Genomic DNA, 17,350 nt, shown 5'->3' on the forward strand with positions numbered 1-17,350 from the left:
CCCATGGCGTCTCCCCCTTCGCATCGTCGTTCGCGGCTCTCATCCTCGCGTCCGGCCGGGCCGCCTGTCCGGCCGGGCCGCCTGTCCGGCCGGACGGCAAACTTCCGGCCGGAGCACCGGCCAGGGCTATCGGCGGCGGCCGAACAGGTCCTCGCTCCTCTTCATCTCCGCTTCGGTGGGCCCCACCCCCAGACTGCGCAGCGCTTCGTGACCCCTGCCTGGCATCACGTTGACGGGGCGTGGAGAAGACCCTGCGGGAAGCCATCGCGGTGTGCATTCGACTCAACCGGTCCCAGGACGCCTACGGCGTGACGGCTGACAACAAGGAGGTGGGACTGGAGGAGCTGATCGACGCGGACGACGCTTTTCGCGCCTTCACTGATGGGCTGCGCGGGGAAGTCGACATGGACTTGGCGCAGGCCGCTGCCATGGAGGTGACAACAGGAAGGCGGCACCCATACATCCAACGGGATGAGGAGGGAAACCCCGTCGCGCTCGTCCCGCCACGAAGGATGACGGATGAACAGGTAGGGCAGGCGCGAGATCTCCTCTCCGACCCCAAGCAGACGATCACCAGCGTCGCGAAGGCTCTCGGTGTCGCCCGCGCCGTTCTCTACAGCGAGGTGCCCGAGGTCAACGACCACTACGTCCGGCTGAGAGCCTCCACACAGCAAAAAGGCGCGGCCCCAACGTAACCCGCGGTCCTCACCGGGCGGGTCGCGTGTTGGAGGGCGAGGAGCCGAGCCGCCAGTCCGAGGGCTTCTGGCCGCGGAACGTCTCGCCGGCCTCAATCCGGGCCTTGTTGCGGGCGAACTCCCGCTCGGACGCCGACAGCCTTCGGGGCGCGCAGCCGGGGTGCCCCCAGCCCTCGGGCCCCTTCGTGATGACGTCGCCCTTGGCGTAACCCTTGAAGCAGGCCGGGCAGCTGCCGCCGTACGCGGCCCGGGTCGATCCGCGCGGCGGCGGCACCGCCTTCTTCGCCGCCGCCTTCTTCGCGGTCGGCTTCCCGCCGTCCGCCTTCTTCTCCGCTGCCTGCGCCCGCTTGATCGCCTCACGCTGCGCCTTGCCGGGCCGCTTCTTCGGCTGTTACCCGCGTGCCGCCTTCGCGGCCTTCTGTACCGGGGTCTGTCCCACGCGCGGATCGTAGAACCCGGCGTCCGGCACGCGGCGCGCACCACGCGCACCAGCCTGCCGTGGCGGGCGGCGCATGGGCGCGCACCAGCGCGCGCACCGCGCGCGGCTCTGGTGATGCGCCCGGCGGCGGCATCGGCTTCGAGGTGATGAGGCGCGCCGCCGGGCCCGAACAGGGTCGCACGAGCCACTGACAGGCCGGGGTGGGGTCAGCGTGTCTGAGGACGGGTGCCAGAACGTGAGGGGCCAGTGCCCCGAAGGGGGGCGGGGGTTCGTCAGCGGTGGGTGACGGTGAACCCGCTGTCGTTGAGTGCGGCGGTCCAGACGTCCCGGTCGAACCACTTGGTGATGTTCGGCTGCAGTTCGGAGATCATGCGCATGCGGGCCTGCCAGTCGTGGCCTCTGGCGTCGCGGCTGCCTTCACAGCCGTCGCAGCCGTCTTCGCCGTGGATGTGGCCGGCCATCCAGGCGTTCACCGCGACGTTGAGGACGACGGCGTACAGGTCGCCGCCGCTGCGGGCCAGGGCGTCCGGCACGCCGGCGAGGATCAGCGCCAGCTCCGGATTGTCCAGCGGCGGAAGAGGGGCCTGCCCGATCTGTTCCGGGTCGCCGCTGTCCCGGACGTCGCGATCAGCTTGCGCGAGACGTTCGGCGAGCGCTGCGGCGTCGAAGTACCGCCAGGCAGAGCGCACCTGGATGCCGAGCTGTTCCGCCACGGTGCTCATGCTGTGCTCGATGGTGTCCGCCACCGTCGCGGGTCCAAGGGTCACACCGCGCGTTGCCAGTTCGGCGAGCGTCTGCGCGACCGAATCCTTGAAGGCCTTGGTATTTCGCATCGTCACATCGTGGGGGCGTCGCCGGGCCCCGCCATCGCTGACGAGAGGGGCATGGGGTTCGTCGGCCGCCACGGCGCAGCGTCTGATCTCGTGCTGTCGCTTACACGACGAGGGTCAGGCGTTCACGCGCGGCACGTTCCTGCTCCACGGCACGGTGCAGATGCCACAGGGTCACGACCGGCAGCAAGCCGCCGAGCCGGGCGGCCGCCCTCAGGTCCTCCACCACAGCAGTCAGCTCTGTTCGCACCCTGCGCCGGGCTTCATCCGGATGCGCGAAAACGTCAGCGACCTCTTGAAGAAGGTCGGCCAGTTCCGTGATGCCAGGGTCTTCCGGCACCGTCTTGCCCCACTGGGCGGCTGCGTCACCGAGCTGCGCGACGCGCCGACGCCGCCTGGCCTCAAGCGCCCGTGATGAGGCATTCCAATGAGTCACAGGTGCATCGTCTCCCACAACAAGGGGCGAGGGAGCGGCAATCGGACAGGTCGCGTCCGGGACCCTGGTCAGCCTTCCCCTCTCGGTATGAGCCGCAGGTTGGCCGGTGGGCTGAGCGGGGCCTCCGGCTGCGGGGCGCGGGCCCACCCGTGGGCGTGCATGGTCTCGGCTTCCCAGCCCTCGAACAGCTTCGGCAGCGCCTTCGGATCGCGGTCCGGGTCCCGGTACCACTGGATGAAGGCGCGTGCGGGTACGCGACCTCCTCGGTCGACGTCACCGGACAGCCTTCCGTGAGGGGCGGCCACAGCGGGTGGCGGACGGCCGGGTCGGCGAGGGAGCGTTGCGCGGTGGCGAGAGAGATCATGCGGGGTCCTCTTGTCGGAGTGGTCCATCGGACGCCGCAGCGGGGTAACCGGGGTCCCGGGCCGCATCGTTCCGAAAGGTCAGCGGCGAACCTTCAAGCTCCATTTTTCGGCGGTGCGGACCCCGATCAGGCCGGACGGGACCGGATAGGCCCCGGGCCCCGCGCACAGTTGGCGTTCGGGGCGCAGGTTCGCGTCCATGGTGGCCAGCACTATGGTGTCGGTCTCGGCCCCGGGGTCGACCCGTACCTCCACCTTCGCGGCGGAGTCGGTCATCTTCACCAGCTCCCAGCCGTGGCCGGACAGCTTTCGCTTCACCTCGCGGGCGTCGGCCAGGGGCAGCACCTCCAGCTTCCACGAGGCTGCGTGGTCCAGCTTCACGACCACATGGCACCAGCCCTCGGGTCCCACGGCGAGTGGGCCGGTCATCGGCCGGCGGGTGCCGATCATCCCGACCCTGTCGCTGGTGCCGTCCGGCTGGACGGTGTGCACATAGCTGTCGGTCTCCTCGGAGCCCTCGCACGTCGCCCTGATCAGCGCGGGCGGGCCCGCGTAGCGCAGCACGGCCTGTCCCCGCCCCTTGGCGCTCTTGCCCAGGGGCTCCACCGTGTCGAGCGGACGGACCCGGAGCCGCCAGTCGCCGGAGCCCTTGACCCTCATCCGCACCTCGGGCTCGCCCTTTGCGAACACCAGCAGCTGTCCCCGCGCGTCCCTGGTGGTGGAGAAGATGCTCAGCTGGTCCACCTCGCCCTTCTCGTCGAGCCGCCAGATCCAGAACCAGCTGTGCCGCTCGGGCCCCCGGGTCCGCTCGAACTCCACCACCGCCGGCCTGCCGGGCTCGGGGTTCACCACGGTCAGCTCCAGCGTGCCGCGCCCCTCGTAGACGCCGGTGGCCAGGGACCGGGCGCGGGCCCGCTCGGCCTCCTCCGGAGTGCGGTGGTGTCCCGGCGCGGGCGTCAGCTCGGCGGTCCAGCCGGCCTCCGCCGACACGAGCACCAGCAGCGGCCCGGCCGGGGTCGGGTGGGTGGCCTCGACCTGGCCGTCGTCGTCGGCCAGCGGCTTTCGCCGCGCCGGCTCCACGCGGTCGAGCGGGGCCGTGGCCGCCTCGAAGCGGGCGGACCGCTGCCCGTGGTGGCGCAGGGTCAGGTCGGCGGCCGGGCCGTCGTGCAGGAGTACGTCCGGGCCGGTGCCGGAGACGGTGCCGTCCAGCCGGCGGGCGGCGCCGAGCGACAGCACGCGCAGGGTCCAGGCGCCCGCCGCCTCGACGCGCAGCCGCAAGGCGCGCTTACCGCCGACGGCCAGGACCCGGGCCTCCCGGACCGGGGCGGTGGTGTCGAGGAGGATGTGGTCCTGCGCGTCCTCGCCGTCGAGGGCGGCGACGGTGAAGCGTCCGTCGCCGGCCACCGACATCTCGATGATCAGCGGGCCCTTCGAGGCCGGCCGGCCGAAGGAGAGGACCTGGTCTCCTTCGCCGTGCGCCTCGTGGAACACCTCGCTCGCCGGGACGGGCACCGACCCCTGCTCCGACCCGGCCGTCGGGTCCAGCATCTTCGCCAGCGAGGCTGCCAGGGACGCCGCCTGGGCTGTCAGCTGGGCCCCAGTCGCGGCCACGCTCCCGCCTGCCTCCTTGCGACCCCCGGCCTGGGCCCGGCCGGGATCGGCCGCCGCCGTGGCCCCGCCCGGGACGGCGTCGCTCGCGGTCAGGCGCATGGTCGGGGCCGGGATCGCGCCCGGGGGCGGGGCGGCCTCCTTGTGGACCTCAGTCATCGCGGGGCCCTGCACCGGCGCGGCCGGCAGGGCCTCCGGGGGGATGCCGTAGTCGGCGGCGAGCGCGGCCGGTCCGGCGCTGTAGCCCTGGCCCACGGCGCGGAAGCGCCAGGCCCCGTTACGGCGATAGCACTCGCCGAGCACCAGCGCGGTCTCCCCGCCGGCGTCCGTGACCTCGTACCGCGCCACCGGCGGGCCGTCGCCGCCGGCCACCTCCACGGAGAGCCCGGCGACCGCGCCGAACGTCCCGCCGACGGCGAGGACGACGATCAGCACCCGCTGTACGGCTGGTTCCACCGCATCCTCGTCCACCTCCAGCCGCTGAACGAGGAGCCCGCCCTCCGCCGCCCCGCCCAGGTGCCGTACGGCGCCCGAGGGGTGCGACGGCCGGTCCCCCCGGACCACGTCGGCTTCACCGCGGACCCGGCCCGCCGCGTCCAGCAGCACCGCCGTGGCGGCCACCATGGGGGTACCCGGCCGGTCCTCGCGGGCCACGGCGATGCGGAACGGGCCCTCGGGCAGAGGGGCGTTGGCCCCCTTGATGATGACCGTCATACCGGCATCCTGGCACCGGCCGCCCTCCGCGGTCGACGAATCCGGCGGATCGCGGGGATGCCACGCGCCGCGGTGGGGCACCGTGGCCGTGGTCAGTACTCCCAGGACGAAGATGTCGAAGGGCGGCCCCAGGTCCCGGCCCAGCACCTGCTCGGGGGACATGTAGCCGTCCGAGCCCGGCAGTTGGCCGGTGCGCGTCAGCGAGGTGGCGTCCAGGCGTCGCGCGATGCCGAAGTCGACGACCCGGAGCCCGTCGGTCGTCAGCAGCACGTTCGACGGCTTCAGGTCCCGGTGCACCACCCCCGCGCGGTGCAGGGCTGTCAGCGCCGGCGCCAGCATCCCGCCCAGGGCCCGCACGCCCGCCTCCGGCAACGGGCCGCGCCCCTCGACGCACGCCTCCAGCGTCGGCCCGGCCACGAACTCGGCCGCGAACCACGGCACCGGCCCGTCGAGGCCCAGGTCAAGCACCGCCGCCACATAGCGGCTGCGCGCAGCCCGCGCGGCCTGGGCCTCCCGCCGGAAGCGGGCCTCGAAGTGCGCGTCGCCCGCCAGGTCCGCCCGCAGCGTCTTGACCGCCGCCAGCCGGCGCCCGCAGCGCCCCAGGTGGACGATCCCCACGCCGCCCTCGCTGAGCCGCCCGCACAGCTCCCAACGACCCAGCCGCCGGGGGTCGCCGGGCAGCGGCGGCCGCATCGGATTCCCCCATCACGCCAGTCCCCCCGTCACGGGGCCCGATCCTACGACCGGGCGTCCCCCGGCCAGGGCCGCTCGGCACGGGATGGCGGCGCGCGGGCGACCGGGACGGGCATCGTGGCCGCCGAGGCCGGGCCGTAAAGCGGTGGACGACCCCCTGGCGCTGGGCGAACATCTCCCCCCGATGAACAACGAACTTCTCTCCCTCCCCCAACGCGTCCGCTTCGTCCCGCTCAGCGCGAAGGCGTTGCGGGCACTCGCCGAGGGCGATCTCGCCGGTGGCAGCACCGAGGCCGGGGTCGCCCTCGACGAACACTTCGTCTCCGACCGGGCCCGCTGGATCTTCGCCTACCGCGCCGACCAGCTCGCCCGGGACCCGTCCGCCGCGGCCTGGATCACGCGGGCCACGGTGTCCGAGCCGGACGGCACCGTCGTCGGCGACGCCGGATTCCACGGGCCGCCGGACGACACCGGCACGGTCGAGGTCGGCTACACCGTGGTGACCGCGTACCGCCGTCGGGGCTATGCCCGGGCCATGCTGAGGGCGCTGCTCGTCAGGGCCGCCGCCGAACCCGGTGTCAGGACGGTGCGGGCCACCGTCAGATCCGACAACCAGGCGTCCCTGGCCACCCTGGCGGGCTTCGGTTTCACGCGTGTCGGCGAGCGGGGGAACGAGCACGACGGACTCGAGTTCGTCTTCGAGGTCCCGGCCGACGCGATCCAGGCCGCATAGCTCCGGGAGGGTACGGCTCCAGCAGCGGCAGCACGCGGCGTGCGCTCGACGGACCCGCCCGCCCCGTGAAGGCCACGGTCGCGGTGGGCAGGAGCCCCCAGGTTTCGACCCGGCGATGTGAGAGATCCCGAGAGATGAGAGGGTCTGGCGGGTGAGCGAGACACTTCCGAACACTCTGCAATACCGCGTTGACGGGAAAGGAGACGCCCCGGTCCTGGTCATCGGGCTCTCACTGGGGACCACCTGGCACAGGTTGTAAAGGCCGTCCAGAAGCGTTTGCTGGTCCATGCGAGACGTATAACTGATCGTTTCAGAATGAGGTTCGGAGTCATTTCAAGCAGATGATGCTGCAGGCGAGTTGGAGCAGTGCGAGGTGGAGGTCGGCGCGTATCTCGTAGCGGATGCGGAGGCGTTTGAACTGGTGGAGCCAGGCGAAGGTTCGCTCGACGACCCAGCGGGTGCGGCCCAGGCCGGAGCCGTGGGCTGTGCCCTACAAGAAGGCACCAACCATCTCGGCTTCGCAGAGTCACCGCTACCTGCCCCGGTACGAGCGACCCCAAGCTCGTACCCTGGGAGCGTGACCCCGCCGGACCAAGATCGTTCGCAGGGCATGAACAACACCAAGCGCGTACTCGCCGCCCTCGCCCTTGCAGGGGCCGCGCTGTCCACATCTGCCACAGCACACGCAGACCCCGTGACCACGCCTACGGGCTCCGGGCTCTCAAGCGAGGAAAACCAGCTCGCACACGAAGGCTTGGACTACCTGACCAGGCTCGCCGGTAACGGCCCCCAAGTCGCCGGTAACGTCATTTCGGGGATCAGGGAAGCGGTCGACCGGCTCTTCCCCAACGGCTAGGGCCTCTCGTTTGGATCATGCCGGGCTCGCGGGCCCTAGCACCGCACCTCGCCGCGTTGTCGTCGGTTGCCATGGCGCCCTCCTCCGCCTTGCGAGGCACGGCACCCAGACCCCGCTCCCTGATCCGGCCTGATCCAAACGAAAGACCCTAGGGCCGTTCGCGGGAGCCACTCGTGTCGAGCCGCTGGTCAGCGGTGGTTTCGTACCCCTGCTGCCAGGGCCGTCGAGCCTGCCACCGCGAGGGCCACCCCCGCCGCCAGTACCCCGCGGCGCGAGCGCCAGGAGAGGACCGACCAGCAGGACCGGGCCGAGAGCAGCGAACCGGCGCTCGCCCAGGAGCCCACCGAGCCGACGGAGAGCGCGGAGCCCACGGAGCCGACGGAGAGGAACGAGCCGACGGAGCCGATCGAGAGCGTAGACCCGACCGATCCGACGGACAGGAACGAGTCGCGCGACCAGAGGGACAGGCGCGAACCGGACGAAGCGCGGCGAGGGGTCATACGGCGATCGTAGGGCGGCTCACCGCTCCCTGCCCCCCGGCGGAGAGGGCGTGTCAGACCCCTGTGGCACGGTGGTTCCCGAGGCGGGAGAGCCGTCCTCGACGGATCCCGGAGAAGACCCCGGAGAACCAAGGGAGCAGCACGTGAACGACGCCGCCGGCGCCCCCGCCGCCCGCCGCCGGGCGGCGCGCGGACGGCCCTCGGACCTCGCCCTGATCACGGCCTGGTGGCAGGGGCTCGGCGGTGACGGGTTCCTCGTGCTCCCGCCTCCGAACCGGGGCCGCTACACGCAGTCCGACGGCCACGAGGACGCCGCCGAGGTCCTCGCGGAGCGCGGGCTCACCGGCCCCGTCTCCTTCGCGTACTGGCACTGGCAGTCCCACGGGCGGGCCTTCGGCCGTTCCAGCGCACTGAAGGGCGAACTGCTGCTGCACTGGGGCGGCGACCACGCCACCGTCACCGCCGGGCTCGGTGAGGGGCCGACCGGTTTCCGGGTCGTGGACGGCGGTCCTGAGGGCGCCTTCCGGCTGGACCGGATCACCGACCGGGACGAGGCGGGACTGCCCGATCCCGCTGACCCTGACGGCGTACGGCAGTTCCTCGACGCGCTCGACGAGCCGGTGGACCGCAGCGTTTCCCCGCTCCGGTACCGGCCTTTGTCCCCGGTCGAGGCCGCCTGGCTCCACGAACGGCTGGACGACCCCCAGGACCTCGCCGCAGCGACCCGGTTCGCGGTCTCGCTGGAGCGCAGGGACGGGCTCACGCCCGACGAGACGGAGCGGCTGCTGCGCGCCTGGCGTGCGGAGTACGAAGGGCGGCTCACGGCGTGGGGCGCCTGGGCGGAGCTGCTCCACGCGCTGCTGCGCCACGGCCACGCGGAGGCGTGGGGGACGGTCGACGCCCTCGGCGTCGGCGACCCCCGGGTGGCCGCCGTCGTGTCCCGCATGCCGTCGGAGCGGGGCCTGGCCGTCGTGCGGGAGACCGCGCTCGCGGGCCATCGTGCCCCGGTGCACGCCTGGCTCGCGCTGCACCGGTCGCTCCGCGAGCCCGACGCGGTACGGGCCGCGGCGGCCTCGCGGCGGAACTGGCCGCGCACGACGTGCCGGAGACGTCGATGCACGGGCTGTACGGCGCGCTGGTCGAGGCCGTCACCGCCGACTGGCGCCGGGAGACGGGGGCGGGCTACCACGCCGGCCGGTCGTACGCCGGGATCGCGGCGGTCCGCTTCGCCACCGACGACAGACTGCCGCGGGTGCTGCGCGTCCTCGCAGCGGACGCGGCCCGCGAACAGGTGGAGCACATCCGGGAGGAGGCGCTCCGGCCCGGCCAGACCGACCTCGACGGGGTCGGCACCGCCGACATACTGGCCGCCGTGGACCGTTACGAGGCCGCCAGGGACGGACTCCTGTCCGGTACAGGCCCCGAACTCACCGGCTCCGAGACCAAGCTCGCCGACGTGTGGCACCGGTACCGGACTCTCACCGACGTCGACGTGCGCTGGCTGCGGGACCGGGTGGCCGACCCGACGACCGGCCTGCAGGGGCTCGGGTTCTGCCTCGAACTCCTCGTCGCCCACGGTCTGGCCACCGCGTCCGACGTCGAGGCCCTGCTGCCGCGCCGGCTGAAGGACCTCACCAAGAAGTACCGGACCACGTACACCGAATGGCGCCACCCGCTCGTCACCCTGACTTGTCTCGCCCTCGACCTGGACCACCCGGCCGCGGGGAAACTGGTCTCCTGGTGGAACGCGGCCCGGCCGCTGTGGAAGGACGAACTGCGGCTCCTCACCCACCTCGGCGCCCCCTCCGAGGCCAAGGCCGCCGAACTGTGGGACTTCGTCACCTCGCCCGCCCACGACGTGGGACAGCTGATGACCTGGGTGCTGGTCCGGGCCCGCCTCGACGGGGAGCACCCGCTGCTCGTCGCCGACCGGCTGATTGGCAACCCGGACATCCGCGAGTACGAGCTGCGCAGGGTGCTGATCGGCGTGGCGGACCCCGAACAGCCGCTGTGGCACTACGCCGTCGACCCGAGAAGCGTGTGCTGGTGGCGGCGCGCCCAGGAGGTCGCCGAGTACCCCGGCCTCTCCCCTGAGGCCCGTGCCGTCGGCCTGAGCGTCGCCCGCGAGCACTACCTCATCCGCTATCCGGACCAGGTGAGCCCCGCACCGACCGAGGCGGACCGCGCGAAGGCCCTGGCCTGGCTCGCCCAGCAGGACACCCCCAAGCCCTAGTAGTGCTTCGTTACGTCGTGTGGTCTTGCCAGGTGAGGGGCCGCTTCTGGTTGTGAAGTTGGGGGAGGTGGAACGGACAGCCGGCGGCAGCGGGCCGGCGTCCCGGACGAGGTCGGGTATGTGTCCAAGACCCGTCTGGCCCTCAAAGTGCTCGACGGGCTCGCCGAGCAGGGTCTTGCGGTGCCGGTGATCGTGGCGGACGCCGGTTATGGCCGCAGCGTCTCCTTGCGCCTCGCGCTGGAAGAACGCGACTGGTCCTACGTCATGGCGGTCGACCCTAAGGAGATCGCCCGCCCTGCCGCGGCCGAGCCGTATCAGCCCGTCTATGGCGGGCTGGGGCCGACGACACTGCTCCGCTATCGCGAGCCTGCCCGACCTTAGCGAGACCGCGAGTGCGCGGTATTGAGGGTGGCACCGCCGAGGGTTCAGCTCTGCGGTGCCGGATAGCGTGACCGCCCAGGTGAGGGTGGCTTCCGCATGTCCGAGCGTAGTAGAGGCTCTCTCCGCTCGGCGTCCGGAGCCACGAAGTTCGTTATGCCCGTTCGCTGTTTGGCGTTTCCGGGCACGGATCGAGGCTCAATGCGTTCTCTTCTGTTCGATATCGGTGTTGCCCGGCCACAGCGTGGTGCCGGTGAAGTAGGCCAGGCGAGCGACGGTGGCCACGTCGGGCCAGGACCGGCCGGCGAGCAGATCGGCGATGGCCTGGCGGTTGACTCCGGAGCCGGCCGCGGCCGTCCGCAGGCTCAGCCCGTGGTCGGCGAGGGCGGTGGCGAGGCTCCGGGCGATCTGGCGGACCGCTTCGGCGGCCGGGTCCGTGCTGGTCTGCTCGGGCCAGGTTTCCGGATCCTGGGTGAACTGCCGGGGGAGCGTGCGCGGGCGCGTCCGCCGACCATGCGCGCACCACCTTGTCTGTTGAAGTTGATCAGCCGTGGAATGGCTGCTTGTCCAGCCGGTATGCATGGACCGTGATCCTTGATCCCGTCACGTCCGCGAAGATCACTCGATACCGGCCCCGGGAAGCGCCGCCCCTCTGGGCGGAGATCGCACCCCCCTGGTGCGATCCGTGGTCGCCGCCACGGTGAGTGCGGTGCCCTATGACGTGGAACGGTTGCTGCACGACACCGGACGGCTGGCGCTGTGGGCCGAGGCGAGCGGGCTGGAGCGTTCTGCGGATGCGTGGTTGCGCAACGAGGTGATCGACGCATTCGCGCTCTCGCGCGCCGGCGACAGGGGTACGCGACGGCTGGAGGCTCAAGACTGTGTACTGTCCAGCCGTCGTACGTGAGGCAGGCGTCCCAGGCAAGGAAGGCGTTCGACGCTGCGTTCGATGCTGCGCCGGGTGTGAAAGCGAGGGCGCGGCGGCCAGAGAGGGTCAGGTTGTTGGCGACCACAGAGCTGAGCCGACCTCTCACCCTCTCGCCCGGTGAGGAGCCGCGCTGCGCCCTCGTCCAGGTCCCAGGCCTAGGAGCCGTATTTGCGTGAGGCGTGCAGCAGCATCACGCCTTCGTTTCTGGCCGTGCCGCGCTGTCCGCCCAAGCTCGGGTGAACCGCTCGTGCGCGGGTGCCGGGACCGCAGCGGGGGCTTCTGCCGGGGCGGCGGGTTTGGGGCGCGGGGCCTTGGCGGCGGTCAGCTCCTTGCGGACGGCGCGGTGATGATCGATGGACCAGGAGTTCCAGCGGCGGACGGTGCGGTCGGCCGGGCGGTCGAAAGCGTGCAGCTGGAGCTGGAGGGCGGCCGCGTCACGGCTGACACCGAGAGCCGCCGCCACCTCGTCCACCAGGTCCGAGACGCTGAACAGCGGGTTGGTCTCGTACTGGCCTGGCGGAACGGGGGTGGCGGCGGACCGGTCCGCCAGCCTGCGCAGAGCGGTGAGCAGATCAGCGGGCAGGTCCGTGAGCCTGCCGAGCAGGACGCGGGCACCCTGCGCCGCAGGGTCTTCTACCGGGCGCTCGGCGAGAGCCCAGGCGACAGCGGTGGCGGCGGCCTGCATGCCGTCGGCCTCCAGAGGCTTCTCGAGGCGGCCGGTGAGCAGGGCCGTGGCCCAGATCTCCGGGAGTCCGTGGTCCGCGGCGAGGGCAACGGCATGGCTGCCGTCATCGGTGTACGGGGCACTGCCGAGCAGCTGGGCCCAGGCCACGGCCATGCGTTCCGCGGCCGCGGTCATCCCGCCAGGGGCCCAGAGCTCCGCCGGGTCGCCGGGCAGAGCGGCGGCGAGCACGGTGCGCCGGCCGACCGGACCGAGCCGCCGCCGGAACTCGTCGTACGCGTAGAGGGTGTTCTGGTCCGCCTTGTACGGCTTGGCGCGGACCAGCTTGCGGTGCGCACCGTAGTCGTCGCTGCCCGCGAATCCGTCGAGGACCAGGGCGGCGATCGGGCGCGCCACCCCGGTGCGCCAGCGGAACAGGTCCACAGCCTCCTCGGGCACCGGCAGCGGGCCCTGTCCGGCGAGCAGGGCCAGCAGGCGGGGGAGCCGGGTGGTGTCATCGGCGGCGATGGTGTGCGTGGCGCACTCTTCGGCATCGTCGGGTTCCGGATCGGTTGCTCGCTGGAGGAAGGGGGCGAGGCCGCTGCGCTCCGGGCCTGAGGCCACGGGGAAACCGTCCGCGCGCAGTTCGGCGATCCGCTGCTCCGGGGCCCGGCCGGTCCGCCAGGAGCTGCCGGCCTCCGCGAACGGCTGCCGGCTCCACACGCCGAGCAGGGCCGCGAGCGCCTGTCGCTGCTCGTCGGGGGTGGCCGCGACGACGCTCCGCCAGGCCACGGCATCGATCCGGCCGGTCAGCACCGCCCACTCGGAGGGCGGCGCGGGCAGGGCGAGCACCCGCACCTCGTCGTCGATCTCACCGCGCAGGTACCGGCCGTCGGCGGCGACCGAGGTGAGGAGGGCGGGCTGTAGCTGCGGCTGCCCTTCTTCGTAGCCGCGGAACTGGGGCAGCAGGCCGTGGAGGGCCGGGACGAGCCGGTTGTCCGGCGCAGGGTCGGGCAGGTCGACGACCGGCCCGGCCCGCATGACGGCGACCCGGTGGGACAGCTCCTGGCGGCGGCGCAGCACGTCGGCGGCGAGCCGGACGGCGCGCTCGACGCCCTCCCGGACCCGCGGGTCGCTCACTCCGGACACGGCGCTCCTGGTGCCCTGGTGCAACAGCTCGCGCACCGCACTGTCCGTGACCGTTCGCAGGACACGGGACGAGGGCTCGTCGCGCGGGGTGAGGAAGTGCCAGAAGGCAGGCGGCGGAACCGGCCCGGCCAGTTCGCCCAGAGTGGCGCGGCTCCGGGACCTGTCGCGGCTGCCGGGGAAGCCCTGGACCTGCCAGAGCAGCGAGTTGTCGGCAGCGGAGTGGCAGCGGATGGTGGTCCCGCCGGCCAGGACGGCGTCCTCACCTCCGATCGGCAGGGCAAGGATTCCCCACGGGCGACGGCCCCAGGTGTTGCTGCGGTAGGAGGCGGTACGGCCGTCGATGGACTCCAGCACGAACTCACGGGGCGAGGGACCCGCGTACGGCGTGCGGTAGTCGACCCGGCAACCGGTGAGTGTACCGTCCTGGCCGAGCGAGGAGGGCGGGGCACCGGGTGGCAGCGCGGCGAGGATCCGGTGGTCGGGGAAAGGCTTCGTGCCGGGCAGGGACCGGTCGGGGTCATGGAAGGCGGGCAGAGTGCGGTCGGCGGTGGGAACACCGGTGGCCGGGTCGATGCGGGCCCAGCCGCCGCGCCCCTCGCTGAACACCGTGGCGCTCCAGAAGACGTGGCCGTCGGTCATCTGGTAGTCGCGGGCGCCGATGCCCTCACGGCCCCCGGCCCGCAGCACGCGCTCGCCGTCGAACCGGCCGCCCCCGTCCGGGGTTTCGAACTGGTAGCCGAGGCCGCCCTGGATGCTGCCGCCGTAGGGGCGCAGCCCGTACGTCTGCTCCGGTTCGAACTTCTCGCTGGGGTGGTCGGACCAGTAGGCGGTGTTGGAAGAGTTCTCCTGGTGCTGCTCGTTCCAGGCGACGAGGAACTGGCCGCCGACCCAGTGCACGGTGTGGCCGAGTGCGCCGTCGGGCAGTTCCAGGGTGTGCTCCGCGCGCAGCCCGGAGTGATCGACGGCGAAGGCGCGGGTCTCCCCGTAGACGGTGAGCACCGGCCAGGTGCAGGTGACGTGCACGGTTTCGTCGGGCCGGAACGCGGCGAGGGCCTGGTCCAGTGCGGGCCAGCCCAGCTCCTCGGGGAGCCCGGCCCGCAGGGCGCGGGCCAGCGGGCCGGTGAGGTCGAGTGCGTCGAGGGCCTCCTCGATGCCGTCCAGGGCGATGGCGGTGGGCCGGTCGAGGAGATCGTGCAGCTCGTCGACGGCCTCGTCGGCGGCGGCGAGGCCCCCGCCGCGCAGGGCGTCGAGCAGCTTCTCGACGCGGGCGTGCACCTCGGCGGTGATGCCTGGGTTGTGCGGGAGCCGGCTGATGGCAGTGCCGCTGATCGCAGTGCCGCCACGGGTGCGGAGCCCGGCGTGCACGGTGCCTTCCAGCCGGGGGCCGAACACCGGGTCGGCGGCGAGTGCCTTGAGGTCGCGCTGGGAGTGCTCACCCCAGAACTCGAGGCTGATCGCAGCACCGGGGTCGTGGACGGGGATGCCCTCGGCGAGGCAGAGGTCGAGGAGGTCGGCGTCCAGATGCGGCCACTGGTAGCGGTCCTCGTGCAGCCGGACCGGGGTGCCGTGCGCGCGCAGCAGCGGGGCGAACCGGCTCACCAGGTCGAAGAGTTCCGCGGGCATGGGCTGGCGGGTCACCCCACCGCCGCCGACCGTGCGGTGCGAGTATCCGGCCGCGTACCGGCGCAGCCAGTCGCTGAGGCCGCCCTCCGGGGTGATCCGCCCGGCCGCGGCCGCGTCGGCGGCACCGCACGCGATGAGCAGCCGCAGCCAGGCAGCCGCGTCGTTCTTCGACTCGGGAAACAGGTCGAGGAGGGCGGTGGCCTGCTCGTCGGCGGGCGGGTGGTCGCCGAGCGGGCCGGCTGCCGCGTCGAGCAGCCGGTCGGGTATGGCCTTGCCGCGGGCCGCGGCCAGCACCCCGCCCAGCACCCGGGCCTCCTCCTCGCTGCCGTGCCCGGCCGCACGAGCCGAGTCCCGGACCCGGCGGGCCAGATCGGCGGGAAGCTCGCCAGGGGACGCCGCCCAGGCGCTCAGCAGACGGACGAACTCACTGTGCGCGTCGACCGGTTCGAGGACACCGGCCAACCAGGCCGCCGCACAGCTGAGCTCACTGGCGGGCAGGGCGCCGAACCGGGCGAACAGCAGCTGATTCGCCCGCCGCCAGTCGGGATCGACCGGCAGAGCGTGGGTGCGCTCGGCGGCGCGCGCCTGCGCGTAGGCGCGCGCGGCGGAGCGGCGGTGTGTCTCCAGCATCCAATGACCGATGGTGTCCCAGAACCAGGGCAGGTGGGCGGCCGGCAGGCCCCGGGCCAGGCGCTCCGCGTCGTCCACGAACCGGCCGGGCTTCTCCCAGGCCCGGTGCCGGCTGCTGCCCGCCCGTTCCAGCATGTCGCGGGCGTCGGTTTCGACGCCTGGCCCCTGAGTACGTGCCCAGTCGGCGTACGTCTCCGAGATGCGGTGATTGGCTGGGAGCGGGACGGGAGTTCCGGTGTTGCTGGTCATACGTGTGATCTTGCCAGGCGGTTCTGACAGCGGATTCGGGGGGATTCTGTGGCATCAGGGGTCGTTGGGCTGCCCGGGTCGTGCCAGCTTCGCGCCTCTGCCTAGCAACCAGCTGCGAGTGCTGGGTCTCGTGGCGCGCCCGGGCACGCCACTGAGCCGAATCCCGCCCTCATGCCGCCACCCCCGGCACAACGGAGTGAAGCGAGTCGGCAAACCCCTTCGCCAACGCGCCCGCCTGAGTCACTCCGCCTTCGCCAAGCATCCGCACCAGCGGTGAGCCGATCACCACTCCGTCGACATGGCACTGATCCACCACGCGGCGTGCGAGAGCGGGAGTGGAGATGCCAATGGCTGATAGAACCGATGCAGTGGGTGCTGCGCACCGGATCCTTCCGACGAAGTCGTCCAGAGTGTGCAGATCGAGCCCTGCGGAGCAGCCGGTCCGCTGCCCGTGCACCGCCGGTGCGTAGACGAATCCAGTGGCGGCCCGGCTGATCGCCTGAATCTCGACGGCCTCGGCGGCGCGGTCAGCGAGAAGCGGCGCAGCGGTGCCCGCGTCGGATGCGACAGCCGCCCACCATGCGCGGGACGGGCTGGGCACGTCGGCAATCAGACACCCAGTCGCACCCGCAGCCGCGATCTCGCGGGCAAAGCGTTCCGGCCCGAAGCGGCAAACCGTGTGCCAGTACGCCATGCAAAAGACGGTTCGGTCCGTCGCCGCTGTCACCAGCCGAACGGTCTCTAGAGCGGTTTCGACGCCGTCTCCACCAAGCAGCGCTACCTCATGAGCATCGAAAATGGAGGGGCCGTCGAGCCATGGATCACCGAAGGGACGCCAATCTCGAGCAGACCTGCGCCGCTGCGGCTGAAGAACGCGGCCCCTCCACGTGGGGAGGTCCATCAGCTGGCGAGGGTCGGCCTGTCAGACGTGAACACTAGCGTGTCGGCTATGGCTGACATCTTCGAACTCATACTCACGCTGGACCTTCGGGACGAATTGTCGGAGGAGGAACTCGCCGAGCTCCAATGGCACCTCGGGCTCGGCCCTCAGCCGAAGGTCCTACGAATCGTGACCGAGTTTTCGTTTGTGGTGGAGGGTGATCACGGGGAACCTATCGTCGAGGACCATCCTCAGCCGCTTCTGGGCCGTCACAGCGAGGCGTCCAAGGTGGACGGCGCACTTGTCTCGGTCCTGTTGCGAAAGCAGGACACCCGGCGGAATGCCTGGGCTCTGACCAGCCGGCAGGAGATCCACCCCGACGACTTCGAGCGCACTGGCGAACTCCTCGCCTGGCTCGCGAGCAAGGCTGGCGATTCTCACCGAGGCCCCGATGGCAGCGTCAACCTGGGATGGACCCGGTTCTATGAAGGGGGCCAGCCCGAGCTGCTGGTGGTGCGTGACGGCGCGGTCGTCTGGCCGTCGTAACTGGGTCTTCCTTGGTCAGTTGGGAGTGGCGCCTTGCCAGGACAACCGACGGGTCATGAGGGTGATGTACCCGACGATCAGCGTCTCGGTTTGTTGGATGAGCCGTTGATAGCCCCTTGAACGGCGGCGGGCCTGCATCATCCACGCAAGGCTGCGTTCGACGACCGGGCGGCGGGGCAGCACCGCCTATCCCAAGAAGAAGCCGTC

Annotated in this window: 13 protein-coding genes and 4 pseudogenes; 7 read left to right on the forward strand and 10 right to left on the reverse strand. The window is 72.0% G+C overall.

Annotated features, from left to right (window positions below; all coding sequences use genetic code 11):
- Window positions 1–239 precede the first annotated feature (239 nt).
- A complete protein-coding gene (locus AC07FK_RS29785; RefSeq protein ID WP_479108043.1) occupies window positions 240–695 on the forward strand; it encodes a hypothetical protein in 456 nt (151 codons plus the stop codon).
- A gap of 10 nt (window positions 696–705) precedes the next feature.
- Here AC07FK_RS29785 and AC07FK_RS29790 read toward each other — a convergent pair whose 3' ends face one another.
- The 4 genes from AC07FK_RS29790 to AC07FK_RS29805 form a co-directional block, all read right to left on the reverse strand.
- Window positions 706–969: a hypothetical protein gene (locus AC07FK_RS29790; RefSeq protein WP_479108044.1), complete on the reverse strand. Its 264-nt coding sequence runs from the start codon at window positions 967–969 to the stop codon at window positions 706–708.
- A gap of 437 nt (window positions 970–1,406) precedes the next feature.
- The gene (locus tag AC07FK_RS29795; RefSeq protein ID WP_479108045.1) at window positions 1,407–2,039 is read right to left on the reverse strand and encodes a hypothetical protein; all 633 of its coding nucleotides are present in this window, start codon (window positions 2,037–2,039) and stop codon (window positions 1,407–1,409) included.
- 28 nt (window positions 2,040–2,067) lie between these two features.
- On the reverse strand, window positions 2,068–2,400 hold the full coding sequence (locus tag AC07FK_RS29800; RefSeq protein ID WP_479108046.1) for a hypothetical protein: 333 nt from the start codon (window positions 2,398–2,400) through the stop codon (window positions 2,068–2,070).
- 443 nt (window positions 2,401–2,843) lie between these two features.
- A complete protein-coding gene (locus tag AC07FK_RS29805) occupies window positions 2,844–5,777 on the reverse strand; it encodes a serine/threonine protein kinase (RefSeq protein WP_479108047.1) in 2,934 nt (977 codons plus the stop codon).
- A 184-nt stretch (window positions 5,778–5,961) separates the two neighbouring features.
- On the opposite strand from AC07FK_RS29805, the gene AC07FK_RS29810 reads away from it, so the two are divergent.
- Entirely contained in the window at window positions 5,962–6,510 is a 549-nt protein-coding gene (locus AC07FK_RS29810; protein ID WP_479108048.1) for a GNAT family N-acetyltransferase, read from the forward strand.
- A gap of 328 nt (window positions 6,511–6,838) precedes the next feature.
- On the opposite strand, the pseudogene AC07FK_RS29815 reads toward AC07FK_RS29810, so the two are convergent.
- Window positions 6,839–6,997 (reverse strand): annotated as a pseudogene (locus AC07FK_RS29815) (transposase); the annotation flags it as partial.
- 123 nt (window positions 6,998–7,120) lie between these two features.
- On the opposite strand from AC07FK_RS29815, the gene AC07FK_RS29820 reads away from it, so the two are divergent.
- A complete protein-coding gene (locus AC07FK_RS29820) occupies window positions 7,121–7,366 on the forward strand; it encodes a hypothetical protein (RefSeq protein WP_479108049.1) in 246 nt (81 codons plus the stop codon).
- Window positions 7,367–7,554: 188 nt separating this feature from the next.
- Here the strand turns inward: AC07FK_RS29820 and AC07FK_RS29825 are convergent, their stop codons facing one another.
- Window positions 7,555–7,866, reverse strand: a complete 312-nt coding sequence (locus tag AC07FK_RS29825; protein WP_479108050.1) for a hypothetical protein — start codon at window positions 7,864–7,866, stop codon at window positions 7,555–7,557.
- Between the two features lie 143 nt (window positions 7,867–8,009).
- Here AC07FK_RS29825 and AC07FK_RS29830 point away from each other — a divergent pair.
- Together AC07FK_RS29830 and AC07FK_RS29835 are read left to right on the forward strand one after the other, a co-directional pair.
- Window positions 8,010–10,099, forward strand: a pseudogene (locus tag AC07FK_RS29830) (hypothetical protein).
- 87 nt (window positions 10,100–10,186) lie between these two features.
- Window positions 10,187–10,480: pseudogene (locus AC07FK_RS29835) on the forward strand (transposase); the annotation flags it as partial.
- A 195-nt stretch (window positions 10,481–10,675) separates the two neighbouring features.
- Here AC07FK_RS29835 and AC07FK_RS29840 read toward each other — a convergent pair.
- On the reverse strand, window positions 10,676–11,059 hold the full coding sequence (locus AC07FK_RS29840; RefSeq protein ID WP_479108051.1) for a helix-turn-helix domain-containing protein: 384 nt from the start codon (window positions 11,057–11,059) through the stop codon (window positions 10,676–10,678).
- 103 nt (window positions 11,060–11,162) lie between these two features.
- On the opposite strand from AC07FK_RS29840, the gene AC07FK_RS29845 reads away from it, so the two are divergent.
- Window positions 11,163–11,384 (forward strand): hypothetical protein, encoded by a 222-nt coding sequence (locus tag AC07FK_RS29845; RefSeq protein WP_479108052.1) that lies wholly within the window; start codon window positions 11,163–11,165, stop codon window positions 11,382–11,384.
- 211 nt (window positions 11,385–11,595) lie between these two features.
- On the opposite strand, the gene AC07FK_RS29850 is transcribed toward AC07FK_RS29845, so the two are convergent.
- A complete protein-coding gene (locus AC07FK_RS29850; RefSeq protein WP_479108053.1) occupies window positions 11,596–15,717 on the reverse strand; it encodes a hypothetical protein in 4,122 nt (1,373 codons plus the stop codon).
- Window positions 15,718–15,886: 169 nt separating this feature from the next.
- On the reverse strand, window positions 15,887–16,618 hold the full coding sequence (locus tag AC07FK_RS29855; RefSeq protein ID WP_479108054.1) for a tryptophan synthase subunit alpha: 732 nt from the start codon (window positions 16,616–16,618) through the stop codon (window positions 15,887–15,889).
- Between the two features lie 48 nt (window positions 16,619–16,666).
- Between AC07FK_RS29855 and AC07FK_RS29860 the strand changes: the two genes are divergently transcribed.
- Window positions 16,667–17,143 (forward strand): hypothetical protein, encoded by a 477-nt coding sequence (locus AC07FK_RS29860; protein ID WP_479108055.1) that lies wholly within the window; start codon window positions 16,667–16,669, stop codon window positions 17,141–17,143.
- Between the two features lie 24 nt (window positions 17,144–17,167).
- Here the strand turns inward: AC07FK_RS29860 and AC07FK_RS29865 are convergent.
- Window positions 17,168–17,326 (reverse strand): annotated as a pseudogene (locus tag AC07FK_RS29865) (IS5-like element IS4811 family transposase); the annotation flags it as partial.
- Between the last annotated feature and the right edge of the window lie 24 nt (window positions 17,327–17,350).

It is taken from the genome of Streptomyces sp. NPDC046122 (assembly GCF_056429965.1).

Excerpts from the sequence above, each read along its gene's own strand:
- AC07FK_RS29805 (WP_479108047.1), bottom strand. The coding sequence starts at position 5,777 with ATGCGGCCGCCGCTGCCCGGCGACCCCCGGCGGCTGGGTCGTTGGGAG.
- AC07FK_RS29810 (WP_479108048.1), top strand. The coding sequence starts at position 5,962 with ATGAACAACGAACTTCTCTCCCTCCCCCAACGCGTCCGCTTCGTCCCG.
- AC07FK_RS29820 (WP_479108049.1), top strand. The coding sequence starts at position 7,121 with ATGAACAACACCAAGCGCGTACTCGCCGCCCTCGCCCTTGCAGGGGCC.
- AC07FK_RS29825 (WP_479108050.1), bottom strand. The coding sequence starts at position 7,866 with ATGACCCCTCGCCGCGCTTCGTCCGGTTCGCGCCTGTCCCTCTGGTCG.
- AC07FK_RS29840 (WP_479108051.1), bottom strand. The coding sequence starts at position 11,059 with ATGCATACCGGCTGGACAAGCAGCCATTCCACGGCTGATCAACTTCAA.
- AC07FK_RS29850 (WP_479108053.1), bottom strand. The coding sequence starts at position 15,717 with ATGACCAGCAACACCGGAACTCCCGTCCCGCTCCCAGCCAATCACCGC.
- AC07FK_RS29855 (WP_479108054.1), bottom strand. The coding sequence starts at position 16,618 with ATGGACCTCCCCACGTGGAGGGGCCGCGTTCTTCAGCCGCAGCGGCGC.
- AC07FK_RS29860 (WP_479108055.1), top strand. The coding sequence starts at position 16,667 with ATGGCTGACATCTTCGAACTCATACTCACGCTGGACCTTCGGGACGAA.